Here is a 21,759-nt window from a genome sequence, read left to right on the forward strand (position 1 = left end):
GTCCGCACTGTACGCGGGTGGACCCACGTGATACCCGTCAGAGGATGTGGCGAGCTCGCATCCCGTCGAACACCGGTGCCACCCGCACCACGTCACCGGTGGTGGGCGCATGCACCATTTGCCCGTTGCCCATGTAGATCGCCACGTGTCCCGGGCCCGCCGCGCCCCAGTTGCCGAACAGTAGATCGCCCGGCTGGGCGAGCTCCATCGGCACCTCGGTGCCCACGTTCCACTGCGTCTCCGACGTACGCGGCAGGGTGACCTTTCCGCCCGAGGCCTTGAACAGTGCGTAGGACGTCAGGCCCGAGCAGTCGAATCCGCCGCCGGACGGCCCGTTGATGTTTCCGCCGCCCCACACGTACGGCAGGCCCAGGTAATCCATCGCCAATTGCACTGCCCGCCCGCCCATTCCGGTGAGATCGAGCCCGGCGAACGGAGTGAGGATGGCCGCGAACTGGGCCTCGGTGGCCCGGATGCGCGCTACGTAGGGCTTGGTCTGAGTCTCGTAATCGACTGACCCCGATGGCATTCCGCCCGAGCGCAACACTGCGCCCGCTCCGGCGTTGTATCCGGCGAGGGTCAGGTCCGTCGTGTCGCCCGAGACCTTGCCGTCGCGCTTCCAGCCGTCGACCTGTCCGTAGATGTCGCACAGCATCGTTCCCGACGCCATGACCGAGTCGCCGATGCTGTTGACGTCGACCACGCCGTTGCCGTCGTAGTCCTTGCCGTAGGTTGCCCAGGTTCCCGGCATGAACTGGCCGGGTCCCTGTGCGCCGGTGCTCGATACCGGAGCTGTCGGACCGTATCGAAATCCGTTCTCTGCGGCATAGAGCGCGGCAATCGTTGTGGCTTTGACGCCGCCGCAGATGTTGCCTGCCTTCTGCAACCACGGAACGAACGCGGTGATTGCTCCCACTGCACCCAAACCGATAGGGCCCACATTGATGCCGGTGAACGTGATGGGTAGACCGGGGAACAGTGCTCGCCGAATGGCTTCGGCCGACGCCATGAACGCCGTCTGGGTCGCGATGTCGGCGGCGGTGTACGTCCGGCCGGCGAATTGCAGAGCGCCGGTGGCGAGCCCGGCGACGGCGCTGGATGCCGCATTCGACGAAAAAACACTGAAGGGTAGCGGGGCGCCGGCAGTGATCGCAGCCTGTGTGACGGCTGCCCCTGCAGCTGGGGACACCGCCCCCGGCGCAGCTGTGTCGGCAGCGCCTGCAGCTGCGGCAGCGTCCGGCGTCTCGATCTCGGCAACCGCGGGCAGGTCCGGCAGCATCGGTTCGACGGCGGTGTGCAGTCCCTCGGCGGCGTCGTTCAGGGTCCGGTCTGCGACGTCGGCGGCGGGTTCGGGCATGGTGCCCATCAGGTCTGCCCATTGATCGGACATCGTTTTGCCCTGGTCCTCGGCAGCGGCGGCGACCGCGGCTGCCTGATCCTTCACCGCCTGATTCTGCAGTGGAGCTGGGGCGTCCGTTCCGGCGACTGCGCCTGCGGCAGACACGATGACGGCAACGATGACTGCGAAGGGATCGCCTGCCATGCTTCGACTCCTGTTACTCGATCGTTCTTCCCCGAGCCAGGAGCTGTGATCAGACTCACCCGGGTGCTGCAACCATCATGCACGGTGCAGCCGATCGACTCATGAGTTTTGCGAAACTGTCAGAGCAACGATGCCCAGTAGTCCGAGAACCGGATTCCGATGAGCGCGACAACGATTGCGTACCACACGGCGAGCAGCGTCCACCGCCATTCGAGGAAAAGACGGCCGACTGTGCCCGGGCGTTCGTCCGGATTACTGGAGCCGGTGCTGATCAGTCGGCTCAGAGCCAGTACGAACAGTGGCATCGTCACCGCCCACACCACCATGCAGTACGGGCACAGGGCACCGATCTCGTAGAGACTCTCGAAGATCAGCCAGTGCACGAACACTTCGCCGAGCAGCAGACCGGCACTGAGTCCGAGCCAGAACCAGTGCGGGAGTTCGACGCGGCCGAGCCACAGGATACCGGCGACGAGAGCGACGGAGAACGCCACGATTCCGAGGATCGGATTGGGGAATCCGAACAGCGCAGCTTGCTTCGTGACCATCACCGACCCGCACGAGAGCACCGGATTCAGGCTGCACGACGGAACGTAGGACGCGTCTTCGAGGAGCTTGAATCGTTCGATCGTCAGGGTCAGTGCGGCGAGGAGCCCCAGTGCGCTGAAGAGTGTGAAGACTGCAGCGCCGGCGCGAGTTCTCATGGTCGGTTACCGGTTGCTGCTCAGTTTCCGGCTGCCGCGGCGGCAGCGAGGATGTTCTCGGGTGTCGGAGTGGCGACGTCAGTGCCGTTGACGCGGACGCTCGGCGTTCCGTTGATGCCCTCGCCGATGACGGTCTGCGTCTGGGTGGTGACCCAGTCCGTGTAACTGCCGTCGGTGATGCACGACGCGGTGGCGGGGGAGTCGGCACCGGCTGCGGCGGCGATCTCGACGAGTTTGTCGTCGGGCAGACCGTTGCCGTTCTCAGCGGGCTGCTCGGCGAACATCGAGTTGTGCCAGTTCATCCAACTGTCCCGATCGTTCTCGGCGACGCAGATCGACGCGCTCGCAGCACGAGTGGAATACATCGTGCCGTTCGAGAAGCGATCGAGAATGGAGATGGGACGGTAATCGACGGCGACGTTGCCTGCGTCGGCCAGCTGCTGCAGAGTCGATCCGCTGACCGACTCGAATGCCTTGCAGGCCGGGCACTGGAAGTCCTCGACGACGCTGACGACAGTGGTGGCATCGGGGTTGCCGAAACGTATGGCACCGTTCGCGGTGAGCGACGTGGGCGTCAGCTGCGGGCCCGATGTGGAACTGGCGTCGGGAGATGCCTCACCCGACGTCGAATCCTTGTTGACGATGAACAGAGCAATGGCTGCAACGAGTGCGATGAGAACTACCGCGACGACGATCTGGATCAGCGTTCGACGATTCTTGTCGCCGTTCTGCATTGCCCGGATGTCCTTGGACGCTCTGCCGTCTCTCGATGCCTTGTTGCTGGTGTTCACGGCGACCAGTTTATGCAGGACAACCTGAGTGTCAGATGAGAGCAGTGTCGAATAAGTGCAGTATCAGACAAGTACTGCGAGTCTTTCGATTGCGAATCGGTATCCATCGATGCCGAGTCCGGCGATGACTCCGCTGGCGATCGGCGAGACGTAGGAGTGGTGCCGGAACTCCTCGCGGGCGTGCACGTTGGAGATGTGCACCTCGATGATCGGGACCTCGGGGATGACGAGTGCGTCACGCAGTGCCACCGACGTGTGGGTCAGTCCGCCGGGGTTGATGACGATGCCCGACGCCACCCCGCGTGCCTCGTGGATCCAGTCGATCAACTGTCCCTCGTGGTTGGACTGCTCTGCTTTCACGTCGAGTCCGTGTGTGGCGGCGGTCTTCTCGCACAGGGCGACGACGTCGGCGAGGGTGGCACGGCCGTACACCTCGGGCTGACGGGTGCCGAGCATGTTCAGGTTCGGACCGTTGAGCACCAGCACTTGCTTGGCCATGACGTCACTCGCTTTCCTGCTCTACGAACTACCGGGTCCGATCATTCCACAGCGTGGTTGACACAATTGCCCCGTGAGCATTGGGAAGACGGTGAGTACGGGGAGAACCGTATGGGTGGTGTGGGGCGTCGGTGTCTTCGCGTATGTCATCGGGGTGCTGCATCGGACGGCCTTCGGGGTCGCAGGGCTGAGCGCTGCGGACCGGTTCTCGATCTCCCCGTCTCTGTTGTCCTCGTTCGTGGTGCTGCAGGTGGTCGTGTACGCGGCGATGCAGATTCCGGCCGGAGTGCTGCTGGATCGGATCGGTTCGCGCAAGATGATCGCTGCCGGTGCGCTGATCATGGCGTCGGCGCAGATAACGTTGGCGCTCACCGAATCGCTGCCGGTCGCGGTGGCGGCACGTGCATTCGTGGGCATCGGCGACGCGCTGACGTTCATCTCGGTCCTGCGTCTGGTGCCGCGTTGGTTCTCGCCGCGGCGGGTGCCGATCGTGTCCCAGTTGACCGGGCTGCTGGGTCAGCTCGGGCAGGTGCTCTCGGCCGTGCCGTTTCTGATTCTGTTGAACGGGCCGGGGTGGACTTTCGCTTTCGGTAGCGCGGCGGCACTGGGTTTGCTCGCACTCGTCCTCTCGCTCGCTCTGATTCGAGATCGTCCCGACGACAGCACTGCTCCGGAACCGGAGCCGACGTCGTTGCGACAGACGCTGGACTCCATCGGCGAGGTGTGGCGACGACCGGGAACCCGGCTCGGATTCTTCTCGCACATGGGGACCCAGTTCTCGATCACCACGTTCGCCTTGTTGTGGGGTGTGCCGTACATGACCACCGCTCAGGGATTGTCGGCGTCGACGGCCGGAGCGCTGCTGACGTTGTCGGTGCTGTCCGCGGTGGCGTCGGGCATCGTGCTCGGTTTGCTCACCGGGCGCTACCCGATGCGTCGGTCCTGGCTGGTGCTGGCGATCATGGTCAGCAACGCCACGATGTGGGCCATCGTGCTGTCGCTGCCCGGACCTGCGCCGCTGTGGCTGCTCGTTCTTCTCGTCGTGGTGATTTCCGTGGGTGGGCCCGGGTCGGTGATCGGATTCGACCTCGCCCGCACGTTCAATCCGAGTGCCAATCTGGGGACGGCTCAGGGGATGGTCAACATCGGAGGCTTCCTGGCATCGCTGTTGGTCATCGCGGCGATCGGGTGGATTCTCGACGCCATGGGCGGTTACGACTTCGACAGTTTCCGGGTCGCGATGCTGGTGCAGTTTCCCGTGTGGATCATCGCGATCATCGGGGTGCTGGCGACACGGCGCAAGACGCGCAAGGTGCTCGCGGCCGACGGCATCCACCCGCACACGATGCGCGAGGTCCGAGACCGGATGCGCCGCAAATAAACCTTTACTTAGTCGGCTTTCTACGAGCATGCTGGTGGTCCGAATATCGTTGTAGGACACAAGCAAACGTTACGTAAAGGTGAAACAAAGAGATGGTAAGCGAGCCTGAAGCGACCGCCGAGCGTGAAGCGAGTGCGGTGAGTGGCGAGTACTCGCACCGCGAGATCATGACCATTCTGTCGGGCCTGATGATGGGTATGTTCCTGGCGGCTCTCGATCAGACCATCGTGTCCACGTCGGTACGTACTATCGCCGACGACCTGAACGGGTTCTCCGTTCTCGCCTGGGTGACAACGGCATATCTGATCACGTCCACTGTCTCGACCCCGCTGTACGGCAAGCTCTCCGATCTCTACGGGCGCAAGCCGTTCTTCATGACGGCCATCTCGATCTTCGTCGTCGGGTCCATGCTGTGCGGCATCGCGACATCGATGTACGAGCTCGCAGCTTTCCGGGCCGTGCAGGGTTTGGGTGCAGGTGGCCTGATGTCGATGGCGTTGGCGATCATCGGCGACATCGTGCCCCCGCGGGAGAGGGCCAAGTATCAGGGTTACTTCCTGGCGGTGTTCGGTACGTCCAGTGTGCTCGGGCCGGTCATCGGCGGTCTGCTGGCCGGGCAGTCGTCCATTCTCGGCATCACCGGCTGGCGCTGGGTCTTCTACATCAACGTTCCGCTCGGCATCATCGCGCTCGTCGTCGTCTGGCGGGTGCTGAACCTGCCGGTCTACCGCCGCGAGGCCCGCGTCGACTGGTGGGGCGCAGTGCTTCTCAGCGTCGGGCTCGTGCCGCTGCTGATCATCGCCGAGCAGGGCCGCGTCTGGGGATGGAGTTCGCCGCGGGCACTGCTGTGCTTCGGGATCGGCATCGTGGGCGTCATCGCGTTCGTTCTCGCCGAGACCAAGATGGGCGACGACGCCTTGATCCCCATGCGGTTCTTCCGAAACCCGTTGTTCTCGTTGTGTATTGCCGTCAGTGTCATTGCAGGCGCAGCCATGTTCGGCGGCATCTCGTTGCTGCCGCAGTACCTGCAGGTGGTCAAGGGTTCCTCGCCGACTCTCGCCGGTTATCAGACCTTGCCGCTCGTCGGCGCTTTGATGATCGCGTCCATCGTGTCGGGTTCGATCATCTCGAAGACGGGGCGGTACAAGATCTTTCCGATCGTCGGCACTGCGCTGATGGCGATCGCCATGTTCACGTTCCACTACGTGCACGCCGACACTCCGTTGTGGCAGACGATGGTCGTGATGGGTGTGTTCGGTCTCGGTCTCGGTTCGATGATGCAGCCGCTCACGTTGGCCATCCAGAATGCGATGCCGCCCAAGGACATGGGCGTCTCCACCTCGGCGGCAACGTTCTTCCGTCAGATCGGTGCGACGGTCGGCGTGGCGGTGTTCCTCTCGATGTTGTTCACGCAGCTGACGCCCAAGACCGGCGATGCGTTGGTCGCCGCCGGTTCGACGCCCGCGTTCCAGCAGGCCGTGCAGAGCGCGGCCACCAGTGCCGATCCGTTGGAGTCCGGGTTCGCGAAGGCCATCGCCTCGGGTGATGCATCCGTTGCCGGTAGTGCCTTGCAGGACAGTTCGTTCATCCAGAAGCTCGATCCCGCGCTCGCCGAGCCGTTCCGCATCGGCTTCTCCGACGCGATGGACTACGTGTTCCTGGCCGTGTCGATCCTGATGCTCCTCGGATTCGTCCTGGTGCTCTTCCTCAAGGAGGTGCCGTTGCGCACGATGTCGGGTCTGGCGGCAGCTCAGCAGGAGCGCGACGAAGAGCGAGCGAACGACGTGGGCACGGGTCTACATTGATGGCGTGAATTCGGAGAACTGGGTTCGGCTCGGCTCGGTGGACACCTGGTACGCCGAGGTGGGCGACGGGGAACCGCTGGTCCTTCTCCATCCTGGGGGCGCTGATGCGCGAGCACTGGATGTCACTGTTGCCGGGTTGTCCTCGGCGTTTCGGGTGTTCACCCCCGAACGTCGAGGGCATGGCCGCACCCCTGATGTTTCCGGGCCTGGTCTCTCCTCCGAGTTGACGTTCTCGGACATGGTCGACGACACCATTGCGTTCATCGAGCAGGTCGTCGGGCGACGGACGCGGTTGGCCGGGTGCAGCGACGGCGGTGTCGTAGCGCTACTGGTGGCGCTGCAACGCCCGGATCTGGTGGATCGTCTCGCCTGCGTCGCGAGCGTCTTTCATCGCGACGGTTGGGGCGGCGGGTTGTCCGGTCTCGCCGATGCCGACCGCAGCGATTTCGTACGGCGACTCGACGATATGCACAGTGCAGATCCCGCACTGACTGCTAGCGATCTCGCCGCGTTGTCGGTGCGCACTCTGGTGATGATCGGTGACGACGACGAGGTGAGCATCGAGCATGCTGCCGAGTTCTACCGCAGTGTGCCGGTCGCCGAGCTGGCAATAGTCCCGGGTACCTCGCATGGCGTGTTGGTCGAGAAGCCCGCGTTGTGCAATGCAATATTGCTGGACTTCTTCACCCGGGATGCAGTGCAGACGTTCGCGCCCATTCGCCGAGCCTGATCTGTGGTCACGGGTTGTGACGCAGGCCGTCGAACAGTGCGTCCAATCCGCGATCGAGTTCGTGGGCACCGTCGTATGTGGTGATGAGGGGCGGCAGGACGGACATGATCGGGAAGTCCTCGATAGGGAGTCTGCGTAACGCGAGGCTGAGTCTGTCGACTGTCTCGTCCGGGTTGTCCGTCGTCTCCTGCGTTTCACTGAGCACGTGACCGCGGAGCAACGACATCAGCAATCGGTAGGCCGAGAGTGACTCGGGGACAGTGAATCCCGCGGTGGCAAACAGGCCCAATATGCCTTCGAGTGACATCAGGGACCTGGTGGTGCCCAGGCCCAGCGGAGTTTCTCGCGGCCGAGTCGCCAGCAAAACGGCCGCGCGCGGATGTGCCAAGGCGAGTTCGCGATAGTGCCGACCGAAGATCGTCAGCTGACGTCGCCAGTCGGTGTCCGATCCGTCCACCGACACGAGGTCGCCGAGAATCGAATCGGCAACGGCGTCGAGTAGTGCTTCCTTGGTGGCGACGTAACGATACACGGTCATGGGGTCGCGATCGATCGAGACGGCCAGGCTGCGGATGGTCAGGCTGTCGAGTCCGGTGTCGTCGATGATGCCAAGGGCGGCCGACACGACGAATTCGTGGTCGATTCTGTCCCGAGAGTTGTGGCTGCTGCGATCCGAGGGGGTCATCACATTGCTCCACCATCTTCGGTTATTCAGACAAGCGGTAAGCCGACGGCTTTCGGTCGACAAACAATTTTATTGTTCACCAACGTCATTCGCTTGACCCTCGACCCTACACATGGTGTGCTGTAGGCCTACACCGTAGAGATACGGGGAAACTCGCTGTTGCGGAGTGGGCCACGAGCCTCCGCCCCCTCTACTCATGTCGCGCAGTTGAACAGCCAGCCGGCGACGCCATCGAAGTACGGATACCGCGAGACCTCGGCGCCCCTGGATCGTTCCAGTGACCATCGTCGATCGTCGTGGTACTTCTGCAGACATCATCGAATCTCGTCGGGGGAATCGATATCCCTAAAGCGTTGTGCGGCAACAAGCCTCGCACGCATCCCCTCGAACAGATCGGTACACACCATGTACTCTCCGCAACATCGTCCTGCGCAGTCCAGATCCCGACGCAAGGGCTCGGCGTTGATTCCCCTCGTCGGTACCGTCGCACTGGCCACCAGCGCACTCATGCTGGTCAACGCCTCTTCGGCCGACGCTCAATCACCTGCTGTCGCCGTCCCCACCGTCGGTCTCGGTGCCGCAGATCCGTACGCAATTCTTGCCGGCTCCACCGTGACCGACGCGGGTGGATCTGTGATCAACGGCTCCGTGGGTGTGAGCCCAGGTGACGGGAACCCTTCGAGCGTCAGCGGACTGCTGCAGGGCCAAGTGACCAACGGCGTCATAGATGACAAGAACGAACGAGCACTGAATGCGAAAGCTGCTCTGCAGGTTGCATATACCGACGCTGCCAACAGGTCGGGTCCTGAACTGGTCCCGGTCGAGCTGGGCGGCACCACTCGGTACGCCGGTTTGTACAAGGGCGACACACTCGGACTGACCGGATCTCTGCCTCTGACGCTCGATGCGCAAGGCAATTCCGCTGCGGTCTTCATCTTCCAAGCTGGATCCACTCTCATCACGGGGTCGAACAGCAGTGTCTCGCTGATCAACGGGGCCAGCCCGTGCAACGTGTTCTGGCAGGTGGGAAGCTCGGCCACTCTCGGCACCGGCACCGATTTCGTCGGCACGGTCATGGCGCAGGCGTCGATCACCGCGACGACGGATGCCGATGTGCGGGGACGGCTCTTGGCTCTGACCGGCGCAGTCACCCTCGACTCGAACACAATCAGCAATGCGGAGTGTGGGATCACCGAACCTCCGGTGACGACGACGCCGCCGGTCACGACCACGACGCCTCCGGTCACGACCACCACACCGCCGGCACCCACGACAACGACACCGGCACCCACGACAACGACGACCGCCCCGGGTGGCGGCGGCGGTACACCGGGTGATGGTGGCGGAACGCCAGGTACGCCGGGTGACGGCGATGGTGGCGGAGATGGTGGCGGAACGCCGGGTACACCAGGTGATGGTGGCGGTACGCCGCCGATCGTCATCGAAGTACCCCCGATCCCGGGTCTGCCGCCGATCCCCGGCATCACGCTTCCGCCGATTCCGGGTATCCCGAACGTGCCGGACAACCCGAACACGCCGGATCAGCCGAACACTCCGGACCAGCCGCGCACTCCCGATCAGCCGAACACCCCGGACCAGCCTCGGACTCCGGACCAGCCCAACACCCCGGACCAGCCGCGCACTCCGGATCAGCCGCGCACTCCGGATCAGCCGCGCACTCCGGATCAGCCGCGCACTCCGGATCAGCCGGGCGGCCCTGATCAGCCGGGTACATACAACCCCGGTGGCCAGATCACCCAGATTCCCAACGGTGGAGTCGAAACGGGCGATGGCAGCACCAGCGTGCGGCCGACCGCGGCGTCGATGACGTCGATGTGGGCTGTGCTGTTGGTACTCGCTGCAGGCGGGGTCTCCGCCTTGGCGCTCAGCCGTCGTCGACGCTGAGCAACACGTGAACACTGAGATCGATACTGCTGCAGAAGTTTCCCGCACTGTGACCCGTCGCCGGGTTGCAGTGCGGGCTGCGGCAGCAGCCTGCCTGATGGTGGTGGCCCTCGTGTCGGGGTGTGCGACACCCGTCGATGAACCCGCTCCGACTCGAACGTCAGCGGCGACATCGGCTGACGTTGTTGCTCAACCCAATTCGGTCCCTGCCCAGAGCGGTGGTTCGGCCGATGGTGTCGCATCTCCGCCCGAACGTATCGAGATCGACGCGATCGGTGTCGATTCCGATGTGATGGACCTCGGGTTGAATCCCGATGGAGCAATGGAGGTCCCGCCGGGCGGTTTTCCCGCAGGCTGGTACACCGGATCGCCGATCCCGGGTCAGCTGGGACCGTCGATCGTTGCCGGCCACGTGGATTGGGCCGGTAGCCCGGGTGTCTTCTACCGACTCGGCGAACTGGAGCAGGGAGACGATGTGTCCGTCACTGCAGAGGATGGAAGTACGGTCCGGTTCGTCGTCAGCGCTGTGGAGCAATATCCGAAGGATGCTTTCCCCACCCAGAAGGTGTACGGCGATCTCGACCACCCAGGGTTGCGTCTGATCACATGCGGTGGCCAATTCGATTCGGATGTCGCGAGTTACGAGGACAACATCGTCGTCTACGCGGATCGGGTCTGACCTCTACTTTTCGAGCCCGGCTGCTCGAGTTCGAGGTCGATAAATCTGCATGCCGTTCCGCGCCTTGGGGTCTGCGGTAGACGGTCGGAAGGTGCCCGTGATTTGCGAGCTGCGTAGTTGCAGGCACGGTGACGGCAGTGGTGCCGGCATTGGAGACCCAGAATTCGACGCCATCAGCAAGCATGACCGGAGTCCACAGGCCCGCGGTCTTCAGGCTGTGGTGATAGCGGCACAGGCAGACCTTCATGCCAGCTCGAATCGCTCCAGCACCACCTGAGTGTCGTCGTTCACCGTGAAATTCGGATTGCCCAGCTCCTCGCGGACTTCGACGGACTGCCAGAATCGTTCGTGGCCGGCACGCCACTGCGCCACATCGGTGTAACCCTCACCCTCGTCGAGCGCATGCTGCAGCGGAACATCGCTCAGCGCAACGACATCGACGGCCGTGGTCTCGATGACCCCGACCACGGCACCCGTCGAATTCACCACCGCACCGCGTTCACCGACCCTCGGCAGCTCCTCGTCGGTGTACTGAGCCAACAGGCTTGCCGTGCTGGTCTTCGCTCCGGACAGCACGGCCGCAACCAGCGTGTCCCGTAGTGGGCCCGGGTAGGCGAACTCGACAATCGGCAGATCGGTCACTCACGCATCATATTTCGAGGTCTACCCACACCAGTCTGTGGTCCGACGGGTGCTCGGCCTGATCGGGCCAATACACCTGCGAGTCGCGCACGGTCAGATCGTCCGAGGGTAGTACGTAGTCCACGCGCAGGTCACCCGGCGTCGGATCAGCGAAATCAGCTGTGTCCGTTCCATGTCCATCGGACGTGGGTGCCGGATCTCGAACCCGCGGAAGATCCAGAACCTGTGCGATGGCACCGGCCACGGAGTCGCCGTCGACCGGATCGCTGTTCTGGTCGCCCATCATCACGAACGACGCTCCCTCGTCGAGTCCGCCTCGCACGCCGTTGTCGTCGTAGAGATAGTCGGCACCGGAAATGTAATCGGCGCTCAACCGGATCTCGTCGTGATTGCGCTTACCGTTACGGTCCTCGGGTCCGTCGAAGGACGGGGGAGTGGGATGCGAGGCCAACACGTGCAGCGTCTTCCCGTTCACGTCGACGGGCACGTCCCAATGAGACTTGCTGGACAGTCGAAGCGCGTCCGCGTTCTCTCCGTAATAGTCGCGCGGTAACAGCGAGTCCGGCATGTCCTTCCACAGAAAGTTCTGGAACGTGCGTACCGAACCGGTGTCGATCGGGAACTTCGAGTACACCACCATGCCGTACTGGCCGGGAAACTGTCCGAATCCCCAGGCGTCACCGGGGCCACCGAGTGCGCCGTCCCCGTCCAGGTCGAGTCCCGAGTCGACGCCGGTGTTCACCGGAGCAGTGAAGAAGAACGGGTACTGCCCGTCGAGGTAGTTCTCGTTGAAGAGGGTCGGGCCATCGGACCCCGAATAGTCGAACTCGTTGACCAGCAACACATCCGGAGAGTTCGCGGAGATCACGTCGGCCACTGCGCGAGCCTGGGCGTTCTCCGCGCTCAGGTCGGTGACCAACTGTCCGGCCGCGGACCGATTGAGACTGGCGTTGAACGTCGCCACCCGGATGCTCGACGGTTCGTCGGGGGTCGGGTCTGCAGCAGACGGGTCCGTGGCGGAGCATCCGGCACCCATGACGGCGAGGGTAACGGCGACGGCCACAAGTCTCGACGTTTTCACGTTTTCGACCGTAGAGACGGCAAGCGAACGTAAGGTTACAAATTAACAAGCAAGCGTGCTTGCTTTTTTCTCGTGCCTTTGTGAAGCTGGTCCCATGGCAGACCTCGACTCACTCGTCGGCGATCTCCGTGCCGAGGGTGACGACCTCGACGCGCTGGTGGCCGAGCTGGCACCCGAACGCTGGGCGGCACCTACTCCGGCGGCGGGCTGGACGATTGCACATCAGATCGCGCACCTGTCGTGGACGGATCACGTCGCGGAGCGAACCACATCCGCAGCGTCCGGTGATGCCGCGGCCGAGGAGGAGTTCGCCCGCACGCTGAAAAAGGCCTGGGAGAACCCCGCCGGGTTCGTCGACGACGCCGCCGAGGAGGAAGCGAGCAACCCGGAACTGTTGAGCGCCTGGCGAACCCGCCGCCACGCCATGACGGACGCGCTGAAGCAGGTCCCGTCGGGCGTCAAGATCCAGTGGTTCGGGCCGCCCATGAGTGCCGCGTCCATGGCCACCGCCCGTCTCATGGAGACGTGGGCCCACGGACAGGACGTCGCCGACGCGCTGGGCGTCACCCGCGTGCCGACCGACCGAATCCGCGGAGTCGCACACATCGGCGTGCGGACACGGGATTTCGCGTACGCCGTCAACGAGCAGACTCCGCCGGCGGAACCGTTCGGAATCGAGCTCACCGCACCCTCGGGCGAAGTGTGGACGTGGGGTCCCGACGACGCAGAACAGCGTGTCACCGGATCTGCACTCGATTTCTGCCTTCTCGTCACTCAGCGCGCACACCGCGACGATCTGGACGTTCGAGCCGACGGGGCCGATGCCGCACACTGGCTCACCATCGCCCAAGCCTTCGCAGGCCCTCCCGGACAGGGACGAGACAAGGCAGGACGCGAGAAAGCATGACCGTACGTATAGGCAACTGCTCCGGTTTCTACGGAGATCGACTGTCCGCGATGCGGGAGATGCTCGAAGGAGGAGACCTCGATTACCTCACCGGTGACTACCTCGCCGAGCTGACCATGCTCATCCTCGGACGCGACCGAATGAAGGACGCGACCCGTGGCTACGCCAAAACCTTTCTGCGGCAGGCCGAGGACTGTCTCGGACTGGCACTCGACAAGGGCGTGAAGATCGTCGCCAATGCCGGCGGACTGAATCCGCGTGGACTGGTCGAGGCGTTGGAAAAGCTGGATTCCGGCGCGAAGATCGGCTACGTGGACGGCGACGACCTCCTCGGCAGGGCAGGCGAACTCGGCCTCGGCAGCCCGCTGACGGCAAACGCCTACCTCGGTGCGTGGGGAATCGTGGAATGCCTGAACTCCGGTGCCGACGTCGTCGTGACCGGTCGCGTCACCGACGCCAGTGTCATCGTCGGCCCCGCCGCCGCTCACTTCGGCTGGTCGACAACCGATTACGACGCACTGGCCGGCGCAGTCATCGCGGGCCACGTCATCGAGTGCGGTACTCAAGCGACCGGCGGCAACTACTCGTTCTTCACCGAGATCGCCGACATGTCCCGTCCCGGGTTCCCGATCGCCGAGATCGAAGCCGACGGATCCTCCGTCATCACCAAGCACGAGGGCACCGGCGGTGCCGTCAGCGTCGGTACCGTCACCGCGCAACTGCTGTACGAGATCACCGGGGGCCGATACGCGAACCCCGACGTCACCGCGCGCATCGACACGGCGGTCCTGGCGCAGGAGTCCAGCAACCGAGTATCGATCAGCGGGGTCGCCGGAGAAGCGCCGCCGCCCACCTACAAGGTCTCGCTCAACGCACTCGGCGGCTTCCGCAACGAATTCACGATGGTGTTGACCGGCCTGGACATCGAGGCCAAAGCCGAACTGGCGCAACGGCAGTTCGAGTCGTGGTTGCCCGCCCGACCGACCGAGTTGGACTGGACTCTGGTGCGTACCGACAAGCCCGACGCCGAGACCGAGGAAACCGCAAGCGCGTTGCTGCGCTGCGTCGCCCGCGACAGTAATCCTGACGCGGTGGGACGCCAGTTCTCGGCTGTGGCGGTCGAACTCGCGCTCGCCAGCTACCCGGGCTTCTCGGTCACCGCACCGCCCGGAAACGGAGCCCCGTACGGGGTGTTCACCGCAGGTTTCGTCGACGCACACGACGTACCGCATACGGCCCACCTGGCCGACGGCACCGAACGCAGCATCGCACCCTCGGCACAGACGCGAGTCCTGGAATCGCTGGTCGAACCGCAACTGCCGGCACCGCGAGCCGCCGAGGACACCATCCGAATACCACTCGGCACCATCGCCGCCGCCCGCAGCGGCGACAAGGGTGGGAGCGCCAACGTCGGAGTGTGGGTGCGCACCGACGACGAATTCGCCTGGCTCGTCCACGCATTGACCGTCGACACCCTGAAAACGATGCTGCCCGAGGCCGAGCACTTCACGGTCACGCGCCACGTGTTGCCCAATCTACGGGCCGTCAACTTCGTCATCGACGGCATCCTCGGCCAAGGCGTTGCATCGCAGGCCAGATTCGATCCACAGGCCAAGGGACTCGGTGAGTGGCTGCGGTCGCGGCACATCGACATCCCCGAAACACTCGTGTTCACAGGAGTGGAGCCTGCGGAACGACCCGACAAGAAAGCAGCACTCATATGAGCATCTGGACGACGCCGGAGCGTCAGCAGCTTCGCAAGACCGTTCGCAGTTTCGTCGAGCAGGACATTGCGCCGCACATGAATCGGTGGGAGACCGAGGGCGAGATCCCGCGCGAGCTGCACAAGAAAGCGGCCGCTCTCGGTTTGCTCGGCGCAGGGTTTCCCGAGGACGTCGGCGGCGACGGCGGTGATCTCGCGGACGCGGTGCTGATCTGCGAGGAGATGCACCAGGCCGGCGCGTCGGGCGGACTGTTCGCTTCTCTGTTCACCTGTGGAATTGCGTTGCCGCACTTGGTTGCCGCGAGAGATTCTGAGCAGATCGACAAGTGGGTACGGCCGACGCTGGCGGGGGAGAAGATCGGCTCGCTCGCGATCACCGAGCCGGGCGGCGGCTCCGACGTGGGTCATCTGCGGACCAAGGCGGTCAGAGACGGCGACCATTACGTCGTCAACGGGTCGAAGACCTACATCACCTCGGGGTGCCGTGCGGACTTCGTCGTCACCGCGGTCCGGACGGGAGGCGAGGGGGCAGCCGGAGTGTCGCTCCTCGTCGTCGAGAGGGGCACACCGGGATTCGAGGTCACCAGCAAGCTCGACAAGATGGGGTGGCGCGCCTCCGATACTGCCGAACTTTCCTTCGTCGACGCACGGGTTCCGGTGGCCAACCTGGTCGGTGCCGAGAACAGTGGCTTCGTCCAGATCGCGCAGGCATTTCTCACCGAGCGTATCGCTCTCGCCGCTCAGGCCTACGCCAGCGCGCAGCGGTGCCTCGATCTGACGCTGCGGTGGGTCCGTGATCGCGAGACCTTCGGAAAGCCGCTCATCGCACGGCAATCCGTACAGAACACCGTCACCGAGATGGCGCGCAAGATCGACATCGCTCGCGTGTACACCCGCTCCCTCGTCGAGCGGTCCTTGCAGGAGGACGGTGACTTCATCGCCGAGGTCTGCTTCGCCAAGAACACCGCCGTCGAATCCGGGGAGTGGGTGGCCAATCAAGCCGTCCAACTCTTCGGCGGACTCGGGTACATGCGCGAGAGCGAGGTCGAACGGCAATACCGCGACATGCGCATCCTCGGTATCGGCGGCGGAACCACCGAAATTCTCACCGGCCTTGCCGCAAAACGATTGGGGTATCAGGCATGAGCGTGCTGAAGTCCACTCTCGACACCGCATCGGAGCAGTACACCGGTGCCACCGAGGCCATGCACACCAAACTGGCCGAGATCGACGCCGAACACGACAAGGCGCTGCTCGGTGGCGGTCAGAAGTACGTCGATCGCCACAAGAAGCGTGGCAAGCTGCTCGCCCGTGAGCGTATCGAATTGTTGATCGACGAGGATTCCGCGTTTCTCGAACTGTGCCCACTTGCGGCGTGGGGCAGCGACTTTCCCGTCGGTGCCAGCACCGTCATGGGAATCGGTGTCGTGTGCGGGGTCGAATGTCTCATCGTGGCCAACGATCCCACGGTCCGCGGCGGATCCAGCAACCCGTGGACCCTGAAGAAGGGGTTCCGCGGCAACGACATCGCCACCCAGAACCGACTGCCGGTGATCTCTCTCGTCGAGTCGGGCGGTGCCGACCTGCCCACGCAGAAAGAGGTGTTCATCCCCGGCGGGCGCATGTTCCGCGATCTGACGCAGCTCTCGGCAGCCGGAATTCCGACCATCGCCCTGGTGTTCGGCAACTCGACTGCGGGCGGTGCCTACGTGCCCGGCATGTCCGATCACGTCGTCATGATCAAGGAACGATCCAAGGTGTTCCTGGCCGGGCCGCCCCTGGTGAAGATGGCCACCGGTGAGGATTCGGACGACGAGTCGCTCGGTGGAGCCGAGATGCACGCCCGGAAGTCCGGTCTCGCAGACTACTTCGCCGTCGACGAGCAGGACGCCATCCGCATCGGACGCAGCATCGTCTCCCGGTTGAACTGGAAGAAGAAGGGGCCCGAGCCACGCACCGAGGTCATCGAGCCACTCGCCGATCCCGAGGATCTGCTCGGCATCGTCCCCACCGATCTGAAGATCCCATTCGATCCCCGCGAGGTCATCGCCCGCATCGTCGACGGTTCCGACTTCGACGAGTTCAAGCCGATGTACGGCGGCTCGCTCGTCACCGGTTGGGCAGAGTTGCACGGCTACCCGATCGGCATCCTCGCCAACGCACGCGGCGTGCTGTTCAGCGAGGAATCGCAGAAGGCGACGCAGTTCATTCAGCTCGCCAACCGGTCGAACACGCCACTGCTGTTCCTGCACAACACCACCGGCTACATGGTCGGCAAGGAATACGAGGAAGGCGGCATGATCAAGCACGGATCGATGATGATCAACGCCGTCTCCAACTCGAAGGTGCCGCACATCTCGATCCTGCTCGGGGCGTCCTACGGAGCCGGCCATTACGGCATGTGCGGCCGCGCCTTCGATCCTCGCTTCCTCTTCGCCTGGCCGTCCAGCAAATCCGCCGTCATGGGTGGCGCACAGCTGGCCGGCGTCATCTCCATCGTCGGACGCGCCGCCGCAGAAGCTCGCGGTCAAGCGTTCGACGCGGAGGCCGATGCCGGACTGCGCGCGATGATCGAGAATCAGATCGAAGCCGAATCGTTGCCGATGTTCCTGTCCGGACGCCTCTACGACGACGGCGTCATCGATCCCCGTGACACCCGCACGGTAGTGGGAATGTGCCTGTCGGCCATCGCCTCTGCCCCGATCGAAGGCACCGCGAACTTCGGTGTCTTCCGGATGTGATGCCCGCATGCTGAACAAAGTCCTCGTGGCCAATCGCGGCGAAATCGCCCGACGCGTCTTCACCACCTGCCGCGCGGAGGGCATCGATACCGTCGCGGTCTTCTCCGACGCCGACGCGGCATCTCCCCATGTGCGTGAGGCGGACTCCGCTGTGCGTCTGCCTGGGCAGAGCCCGTCCGAGACCTACTTGCGCGGAGAATTGATCATCGCCGCCGCGGTGCAGGCCGGAGCCGACGCGGTCCATCCGGGATACGGATTCCTCTCCGAGAACGCCGAATTCGCCCGGCAAGTTCTCGACGCCGGGTTGACCTGGATCGGACCGCCCGTCAAGGCCATCGAATCGATGGGCTCGAAGGTCGAGTCCAAGAAGATGATGGCCGACGCCGGAGTGCCGGTGTTGACTCGACTCGATCCCGAGTCGGTCACCGAGAACGAGCTACCGGTACTGATCAAGGCCTCCGCGGGCGGCGGCGGTCGGGGGATGCGCATCGTCCGCAGTCTCGATGCACTGCAGTCGGAGCTCGAGGCAGCCGGACGAGAAGCCCTCTCGGCCTTCGGCGATGGAACGGTGTTCATCGAGCGGTACATCGAAACCGGGCGGCACATCGAAGTTCAGGTCATGGCCGATCGATTCGGCACGGTGTGGACGGTGGGCGAGCGTGAATGCTCGATCCAACGCAGGCACCAGAAGGTCGTCGAGGAAGCTCCGTCGCCGCTCGTCGAACGCATCGACGGCATGCGCGAGAAGCTTTTCGAAGCAGCCACACTGGCATCCGAGGCCATCGGCTACGAGGGTGCAGGGACCGTCGAATTCCTCGCCGACGAAAAGGGAAATTTCTTCTTCCTCGAGATGAACACCCGCCTGCAGGTGGAGCATCCGGTCACCGAATGCACGACGGGTCTGGATCTCGTTGCGCTGCAGATCCAGGTTGCGGCGGGGGAGCGGCTACCGGCCGAACAGCCCACGACACGGGGACACTCGATCGAGGTTCGGCTGTACGCCGAGGATCCGGCTCAGGACTGGCAGCCGCAGAGCGGTGCCGTGCACCGATTCGAAATCCCTGGTGCGCAGTTCGAGGTGTCGGACAAAGCTGGATACATCAGAGTCGATTCCGGCGTCGAGACGGGCAGTGTGGTGGGAACGCAGTACGACCCCATGCTCGCCAAGGTGATCTCCTTCGCCCCGACGCGGGACCGAGCGGCGACTCTGTTGGCGAAAGCACTGCAGAACGCCACCATTCACGGCCTGAAGACCAATCGCGATCTGCTGGTCAACATTCTGCGCCATCCGGCGTTCCTGGCGGGCGACACCGATACAGCCTTCTTCGACACGCACGGCCTCGATGTCCTGGCTCAGCCGTTTGCGCAGGGCCGGGCCGAGGAACTGTCGGCGCTCGCGGCTGCCTTGGCCGACGCGGCGAGCAACGTCTCGCGAGCTCGGGTGAACCGGGGTCTACCCGGCGGCTGGCGCAATCTCCGGTCGCAACCGCAGCGCAAGACGTACAACGACATCACCGTCGAATACTCGATCGGACGCAGCGGACTCACCTCCTCGGTGGAGGGTGTCGAACTGGTGGAGCACACACCGACCTCGGTGACGTTGGACGACAACGGGATTCGTCGTATCTTCGCAGTGAGCACCTACGGGTCCGACGTGTTCGTGGATTCTTCCCTGGGCCCCGTTCGATTGGCTCGGGCACCGAGGTTCACCGACCCCACCGACGAGGTGGCGGCCGGATCACTGCTTGCGCCGATGCCGGGCAGCGTCATCAGAATTGCTGCTGCGCAGGGAGATACCGTCACCGCGGGCCAGCCCATTCTGTGGCTGGAGGCGATGAAGATGGAGCACACCGTGACTGCACCCGCCGATGGTGTGCTCACCGAACTGAACGTGCAGCAGGGTCAGCAAGTCGAGGTAGGACAGGTCTTGGCAGTAGTCACCGACACGCCAGTAGTCACCGATAACGGAGTGGAGCAACCATGAGTTTCATCGAAACCGAAGAGCAGAAGGGTCTGCGCAACGCAGTCTCGTCACTGGGCAAGCGCTACAACTACATCGACTACGTGCTGCCCAAGGCGCGCAAAGGCGAGCCACTGACCGAACTGTGGAACGAGGCGGGCAAGCTCGGCTTCCTCGGGGTCAATCTGCCCGAGGAATACGGCGGCGGCGGCGCAGGCATCTACGAACTCGCGCTCGTGCAGGAGGAGTTGGCTGCGCACGGTGCCGGTCTACTGCTCGTCGTCGTCAGCCCGGCCATCTGCGGCACCATCATCGGCAAGTACGGCACGCCGGATCAGAAGCAGGAGTGGCTCACCGCCCTCGCCGACGGTTCCAAGATCATGGTCTTCGGCATCACCGAGCCCGATGCCGGATCCAACTCGCACCAGATCACCACCACGGCGCGTCGCGACAGGGACGGGGCGAGCGGAGCGACGGGGGATGAAGCAGGGTGGATCTTGAAGGGCAACAAGATCTATATCTCGGGCGTGGATCAGGCCGACGCCGTATTGATCGTTGCCAGAACGGAAGACAGCAAGACCGGCAAGCTCAAGCCTGCCCTGTTCATCGTGCCCACCGACGCTCCGGGACTGCAGAAGACGCAGATGCAGATGGACATCGTCGAGCCCGATCACCAGTTCGTGCTGTTCCTCGACGACGTCCGGTTGCCCGCCGAGGCACTCGTCGGTGAGGCCGACGCTGCCCTGATGCAGTTGTTCGCCGGACTGAACCCCGAGCGCATTCTCGGTGCTGCGATGGCTGTCGGTATGGGTCGCTACGCTCTGGACGCGGCGGTCAAATACGCCAACGAGCGGACGGTCTGGAAGACGCCGATCGGCGCTCACCAGGGCTTGGCGCACCCGTTGGCGCAGTGCAAGATCGAGCTGGAGTTGGCGAAATTGATGATGCAGAAGGCCGCGGTGCTGTACGACTCCGGCGACGATTTCGGTGCCGCCGAGGCCGCGAACATGGCCAAATATGCTGCTGCCGAGGCCAGTATCAAGGCACTCGATCAGGCGATCCAAACCCACGGTGGTGCCGGGTTGAGCAGTGAATACGGATTGGCTGCGATGCTCGGAGCCGCCCGCATCGCCCGCGTCGCTCCCGTGAGCCGGGAAATGATCCTGAACTTCGTGAGCCAGCACTCGCTCGGCCTGCCGAGAAGCTACTGATGGCCGTTCTCGTCGAGTCGGGCAAAGACACAGCGTATTTGACGTTGGATTCGCCGCAGAACCGAAACGCGCTGTCGTCGGTGTTGGTCGAGGAGCTGACAGCGGGCCTCATCGCTGCGGCGCACGACGACGACATCAGAACGATCGTGCTCGGTCACACCGGTACGACGTTCTGCGCCGGTGCCGACCTCAGAGAGGCCGGGGCGTCGCCCGAGCTTCGGACTCGGCAGATGCTGGATCTGATGCGGCTGATCATCGACACCCCGAAACCCGTCGTCGTACAGATCGATGGACATGTGCGGGCAGGCGGGATGGGGCTCGTGGCGGCGTGCGACGTCGCCATTGCCGGACCGGAAAGCTCGTTCGCGCTGACCGAGGTTCGCCTCGGACTGGCGGCGTCGGTCATCTCCGTCGCCGTGTTGCCGCGACTGTCGTCCCGGGCGGCGAGTCGATACTTCCTCACCGGGGAAACATTCGACGGTGCCACGGCCCAGGAGATCGGTCTGGTCACCGTGGCCGACGCCGTTCCCGCGGCCGCGGTGGCCGACTACATGATCATGTTCAGGAAGTGCTCGCCGCAGGGCTTGGCCGAGTCCAAACAGCTCACCACCGCCGCGATCCGACGCGAGATCGACGAGCGCGGAACGGCCGTCGCCGAGCAATCGGCCAGGTTGTTTGCATCGGAGGAAGCCCGAGAGGGGATGATGTCCTTTCTGGAGAAAAGGCCGCCGTCCTGGGCTGCCGAAAAGTAGGTCGAGAAGGAGCAGGGAGAT

Annotated in this window: 19 protein-coding genes; 12 read left to right on the forward strand and 7 right to left on the reverse strand. The window is 64.0% G+C overall.

Features of this window, described 5'->3' with window-relative positions; genetic code table 11:
- Window positions 1-37: 37 nt before the first annotated feature.
- The 4 genes from RFA01S_RS19375 to aroQ all read right to left on the reverse strand — a co-directional run bounded on the left by RFA01S_RS19375 (window position 38) and on the right by aroQ (window position 3,536).
- Window positions 38-1,543, reverse strand: a complete 1,506-nt coding sequence (locus RFA01S_RS19375; protein WP_032407326.1) for a C40 family peptidase — start codon at window positions 1,541-1,543, stop codon at window positions 38-40.
- A gap of 119 nt (window positions 1,544-1,662) precedes the next feature.
- Window positions 1,663-2,247 carry a vitamin K epoxide reductase family protein gene (locus RFA01S_RS19380; protein WP_032365300.1) on the reverse strand — a complete coding sequence of 195 codons (585 nt, stop codon included), beginning with the start codon at window positions 2,245-2,247 and terminating at the stop codon, window positions 1,663-1,665.
- A gap of 20 nt (window positions 2,248-2,267) precedes the next feature.
- Complete coding sequence (locus RFA01S_RS19385) at window positions 2,268-3,038, reverse strand: DsbA family protein (RefSeq protein WP_027498181.1); 771 nt, start codon at window positions 3,036-3,038, stop codon at window positions 2,268-2,270.
- Between the two features lie 63 nt (window positions 3,039-3,101).
- Entirely contained in the window at window positions 3,102-3,536 is a 435-nt protein-coding gene (aroQ, locus tag RFA01S_RS19390) for a type II 3-dehydroquinate dehydratase (RefSeq protein ID WP_032375401.1), read from the reverse strand.
- 79 nt (window positions 3,537-3,615) lie between these two features.
- Between aroQ and RFA01S_RS19395 the strand changes: the two genes are divergently transcribed.
- The 3 genes from RFA01S_RS19395 to RFA01S_RS19405 all read left to right on the forward strand — a co-directional run bounded on the left by RFA01S_RS19395 (window position 3,616) and on the right by RFA01S_RS19405 (window position 7,452).
- Window positions 3,616-4,917 carry an MFS transporter gene (locus tag RFA01S_RS19395; protein WP_371829109.1) on the forward strand — a complete coding sequence of 434 codons (1,302 nt, stop codon included), beginning with the start codon at window positions 3,616-3,618 and terminating at the stop codon, window positions 4,915-4,917.
- Between the two features lie 92 nt (window positions 4,918-5,009).
- Window positions 5,010-6,722 (forward strand): MDR family MFS transporter, encoded by a 1,713-nt coding sequence (locus tag RFA01S_RS19400; protein WP_052060710.1) that lies wholly within the window; start codon window positions 5,010-5,012, stop codon window positions 6,720-6,722.
- A 4-nt stretch (window positions 6,723-6,726) separates the two neighbouring features.
- The gene (locus tag RFA01S_RS19405) at window positions 6,727-7,452 is read left to right on the forward strand and encodes an alpha/beta fold hydrolase (protein WP_032407325.1); all 726 of its coding nucleotides are present in this window, start codon (window positions 6,727-6,729) and stop codon (window positions 7,450-7,452) included.
- Window positions 7,453-7,459: 7 nt separating this feature from the next.
- On the opposite strand, the gene RFA01S_RS19410 is transcribed toward RFA01S_RS19405, so the two are convergent.
- Entirely contained in the window at window positions 7,460-8,137 is a 678-nt protein-coding gene (locus RFA01S_RS19410) for a TetR/AcrR family transcriptional regulator C-terminal domain-containing protein (protein WP_032407324.1), read from the reverse strand.
- A 405-nt stretch (window positions 8,138-8,542) separates the two neighbouring features.
- Here RFA01S_RS19410 and RFA01S_RS28410 point away from each other — a divergent pair, with 405 nt between their 5' ends.
- Together RFA01S_RS28410 and RFA01S_RS19420 are read left to right on the forward strand one after the other, a co-directional pair.
- Entirely contained in the window at window positions 8,543-10,042 is a 1,500-nt protein-coding gene (locus tag RFA01S_RS28410) for an ice-binding family protein (RefSeq protein ID WP_052060709.1), read from the forward strand.
- 7 nt (window positions 10,043-10,049) lie between these two features.
- The gene (locus RFA01S_RS19420; RefSeq protein ID WP_202902208.1) at window positions 10,050-10,721 is read left to right on the forward strand and encodes a class F sortase; all 672 of its coding nucleotides are present in this window, start codon (window positions 10,050-10,052) and stop codon (window positions 10,719-10,721) included.
- Between the two features lie 243 nt (window positions 10,722-10,964).
- Here the strand turns inward: RFA01S_RS19420 and RFA01S_RS19430 are convergent, their stop codons facing one another.
- Both RFA01S_RS19430 and RFA01S_RS19435 read right to left on the reverse strand, forming a co-directional pair.
- Complete coding sequence (locus RFA01S_RS19430; RefSeq protein ID WP_032386257.1) at window positions 10,965-11,363, reverse strand: ASCH domain-containing protein; 399 nt, start codon at window positions 11,361-11,363, stop codon at window positions 10,965-10,967.
- A 7-nt stretch (window positions 11,364-11,370) separates the two neighbouring features.
- The gene (locus RFA01S_RS19435; protein ID WP_032407322.1) at window positions 11,371-12,444 is read right to left on the reverse strand and encodes an endonuclease/exonuclease/phosphatase family protein; all 1,074 of its coding nucleotides are present in this window, start codon (window positions 12,442-12,444) and stop codon (window positions 11,371-11,373) included.
- Between the two features lie 94 nt (window positions 12,445-12,538).
- On the opposite strand from RFA01S_RS19435, the gene RFA01S_RS19440 reads away from it, so the two are divergent.
- Genes RFA01S_RS19440 through RFA01S_RS19470 form a run of 7 tightly spaced genes read left to right on the forward strand, consistent with a single transcriptional unit; the run spans window position 12,539 to window position 21,738 of the window.
- Window positions 12,539-13,351, forward strand: coding sequence for a TIGR03084 family metal-binding protein (locus RFA01S_RS19440; protein ID WP_032407321.1), 813 nt, complete (start codon window positions 12,539-12,541; stop codon window positions 13,349-13,351).
- Window positions 13,348-15,075 carry an acyclic terpene utilization AtuA family protein gene (locus RFA01S_RS19445; protein WP_032407320.1) on the forward strand — a complete coding sequence of 576 codons (1,728 nt, stop codon included), beginning with the start codon at window positions 13,348-13,350 and terminating at the stop codon, window positions 15,073-15,075. Before RFA01S_RS19440 ends, RFA01S_RS19445 begins: the two co-directional genes overlap by 4 nt.
- Complete coding sequence (locus RFA01S_RS19450) at window positions 15,072-16,220, forward strand: acyl-CoA dehydrogenase family protein (RefSeq protein ID WP_032407319.1); 1,149 nt, start codon at window positions 15,072-15,074, stop codon at window positions 16,218-16,220. Before RFA01S_RS19445 ends, RFA01S_RS19450 begins: the two co-directional genes overlap by 4 nt.
- Window positions 16,217-17,815, forward strand: a complete 1,599-nt coding sequence (locus RFA01S_RS19455; protein ID WP_027498168.1) for an acyl-CoA carboxylase subunit beta — start codon at window positions 16,217-16,219, stop codon at window positions 17,813-17,815. Before RFA01S_RS19450 ends, RFA01S_RS19455 begins: the two co-directional genes overlap by 4 nt.
- A gap of 7 nt (window positions 17,816-17,822) precedes the next feature.
- Window positions 17,823-19,799: an acetyl/propionyl/methylcrotonyl-CoA carboxylase subunit alpha gene (locus RFA01S_RS19460; protein WP_027498167.1), complete on the forward strand. Its 1,977-nt coding sequence runs from the start codon at window positions 17,823-17,825 to the stop codon at window positions 19,797-19,799.
- The gene (locus tag RFA01S_RS19465) at window positions 19,796-20,986 is read left to right on the forward strand and encodes an acyl-CoA dehydrogenase family protein (RefSeq protein WP_032407318.1); all 1,191 of its coding nucleotides are present in this window, start codon (window positions 19,796-19,798) and stop codon (window positions 20,984-20,986) included. Before RFA01S_RS19460 ends, RFA01S_RS19465 begins: the two co-directional genes overlap by 4 nt.
- A complete protein-coding gene (locus RFA01S_RS19470; protein ID WP_032375412.1) occupies window positions 20,986-21,738 on the forward strand; it encodes an enoyl-CoA hydratase family protein in 753 nt (250 codons plus the stop codon). The genes RFA01S_RS19465 and RFA01S_RS19470 overlap by 1 nt, the downstream gene beginning before the upstream one ends.
- The last annotated feature ends 21 nt before the right edge of the window (window positions 21,739-21,759 follow it).

Source organism: Rhodococcoides fascians NBRC 12155 = LMG 3623 (assembly GCF_001894785.1).
In the GTDB taxonomy this organism is placed as follows: domain Bacteria; phylum Actinomycetota; class Actinomycetes; order Mycobacteriales; family Mycobacteriaceae; genus Rhodococcoides; species Rhodococcoides fascians.

Excerpts from the sequence above, each read along its gene's own strand:
- RFA01S_RS19375 (WP_032407326.1), bottom strand. The coding sequence starts at position 1,543 with ATGGCAGGCGATCCCTTCGCAGTCATCGTTGCCGTCATCGTGTCTGCC.
- RFA01S_RS19380 (WP_032365300.1), bottom strand. The coding sequence starts at position 2,247 with ATGAGAACTCGCGCCGGCGCTGCAGTCTTCACACTCTTCAGCGCACTG.
- aroQ (WP_032375401.1), bottom strand. The coding sequence starts at position 3,536 with ATGGCCAAGCAAGTGCTGGTGCTCAACGGTCCGAACCTGAACATGCTC.
- RFA01S_RS19400 (WP_052060710.1), top strand. The coding sequence starts at position 5,010 with ATGGTAAGCGAGCCTGAAGCGACCGCCGAGCGTGAAGCGAGTGCGGTG.
- RFA01S_RS19410 (WP_032407324.1), bottom strand. The coding sequence starts at position 8,137 with ATGACCCCCTCGGATCGCAGCAGCCACAACTCTCGGGACAGAATCGAC.
- RFA01S_RS28410 (WP_052060709.1), top strand. The coding sequence starts at position 8,543 with ATGTACTCTCCGCAACATCGTCCTGCGCAGTCCAGATCCCGACGCAAG.
- RFA01S_RS19440 (WP_032407321.1), top strand. The coding sequence starts at position 12,539 with ATGGCAGACCTCGACTCACTCGTCGGCGATCTCCGTGCCGAGGGTGAC.
- RFA01S_RS19445 (WP_032407320.1), top strand. The coding sequence starts at position 13,348 with ATGACCGTACGTATAGGCAACTGCTCCGGTTTCTACGGAGATCGACTG.
- RFA01S_RS19450 (WP_032407319.1), top strand. The coding sequence starts at position 15,072 with ATGAGCATCTGGACGACGCCGGAGCGTCAGCAGCTTCGCAAGACCGTT.
- RFA01S_RS19455 (WP_027498168.1), top strand. The coding sequence starts at position 16,217 with ATGAGCGTGCTGAAGTCCACTCTCGACACCGCATCGGAGCAGTACACC.
- RFA01S_RS19460 (WP_027498167.1), top strand. The coding sequence starts at position 17,823 with ATGCTGAACAAAGTCCTCGTGGCCAATCGCGGCGAAATCGCCCGACGC.
- RFA01S_RS19465 (WP_032407318.1), top strand. The coding sequence starts at position 19,796 with ATGAGTTTCATCGAAACCGAAGAGCAGAAGGGTCTGCGCAACGCAGTC.
- RFA01S_RS19470 (WP_032375412.1), top strand. The coding sequence starts at position 20,986 with ATGGCCGTTCTCGTCGAGTCGGGCAAAGACACAGCGTATTTGACGTTG.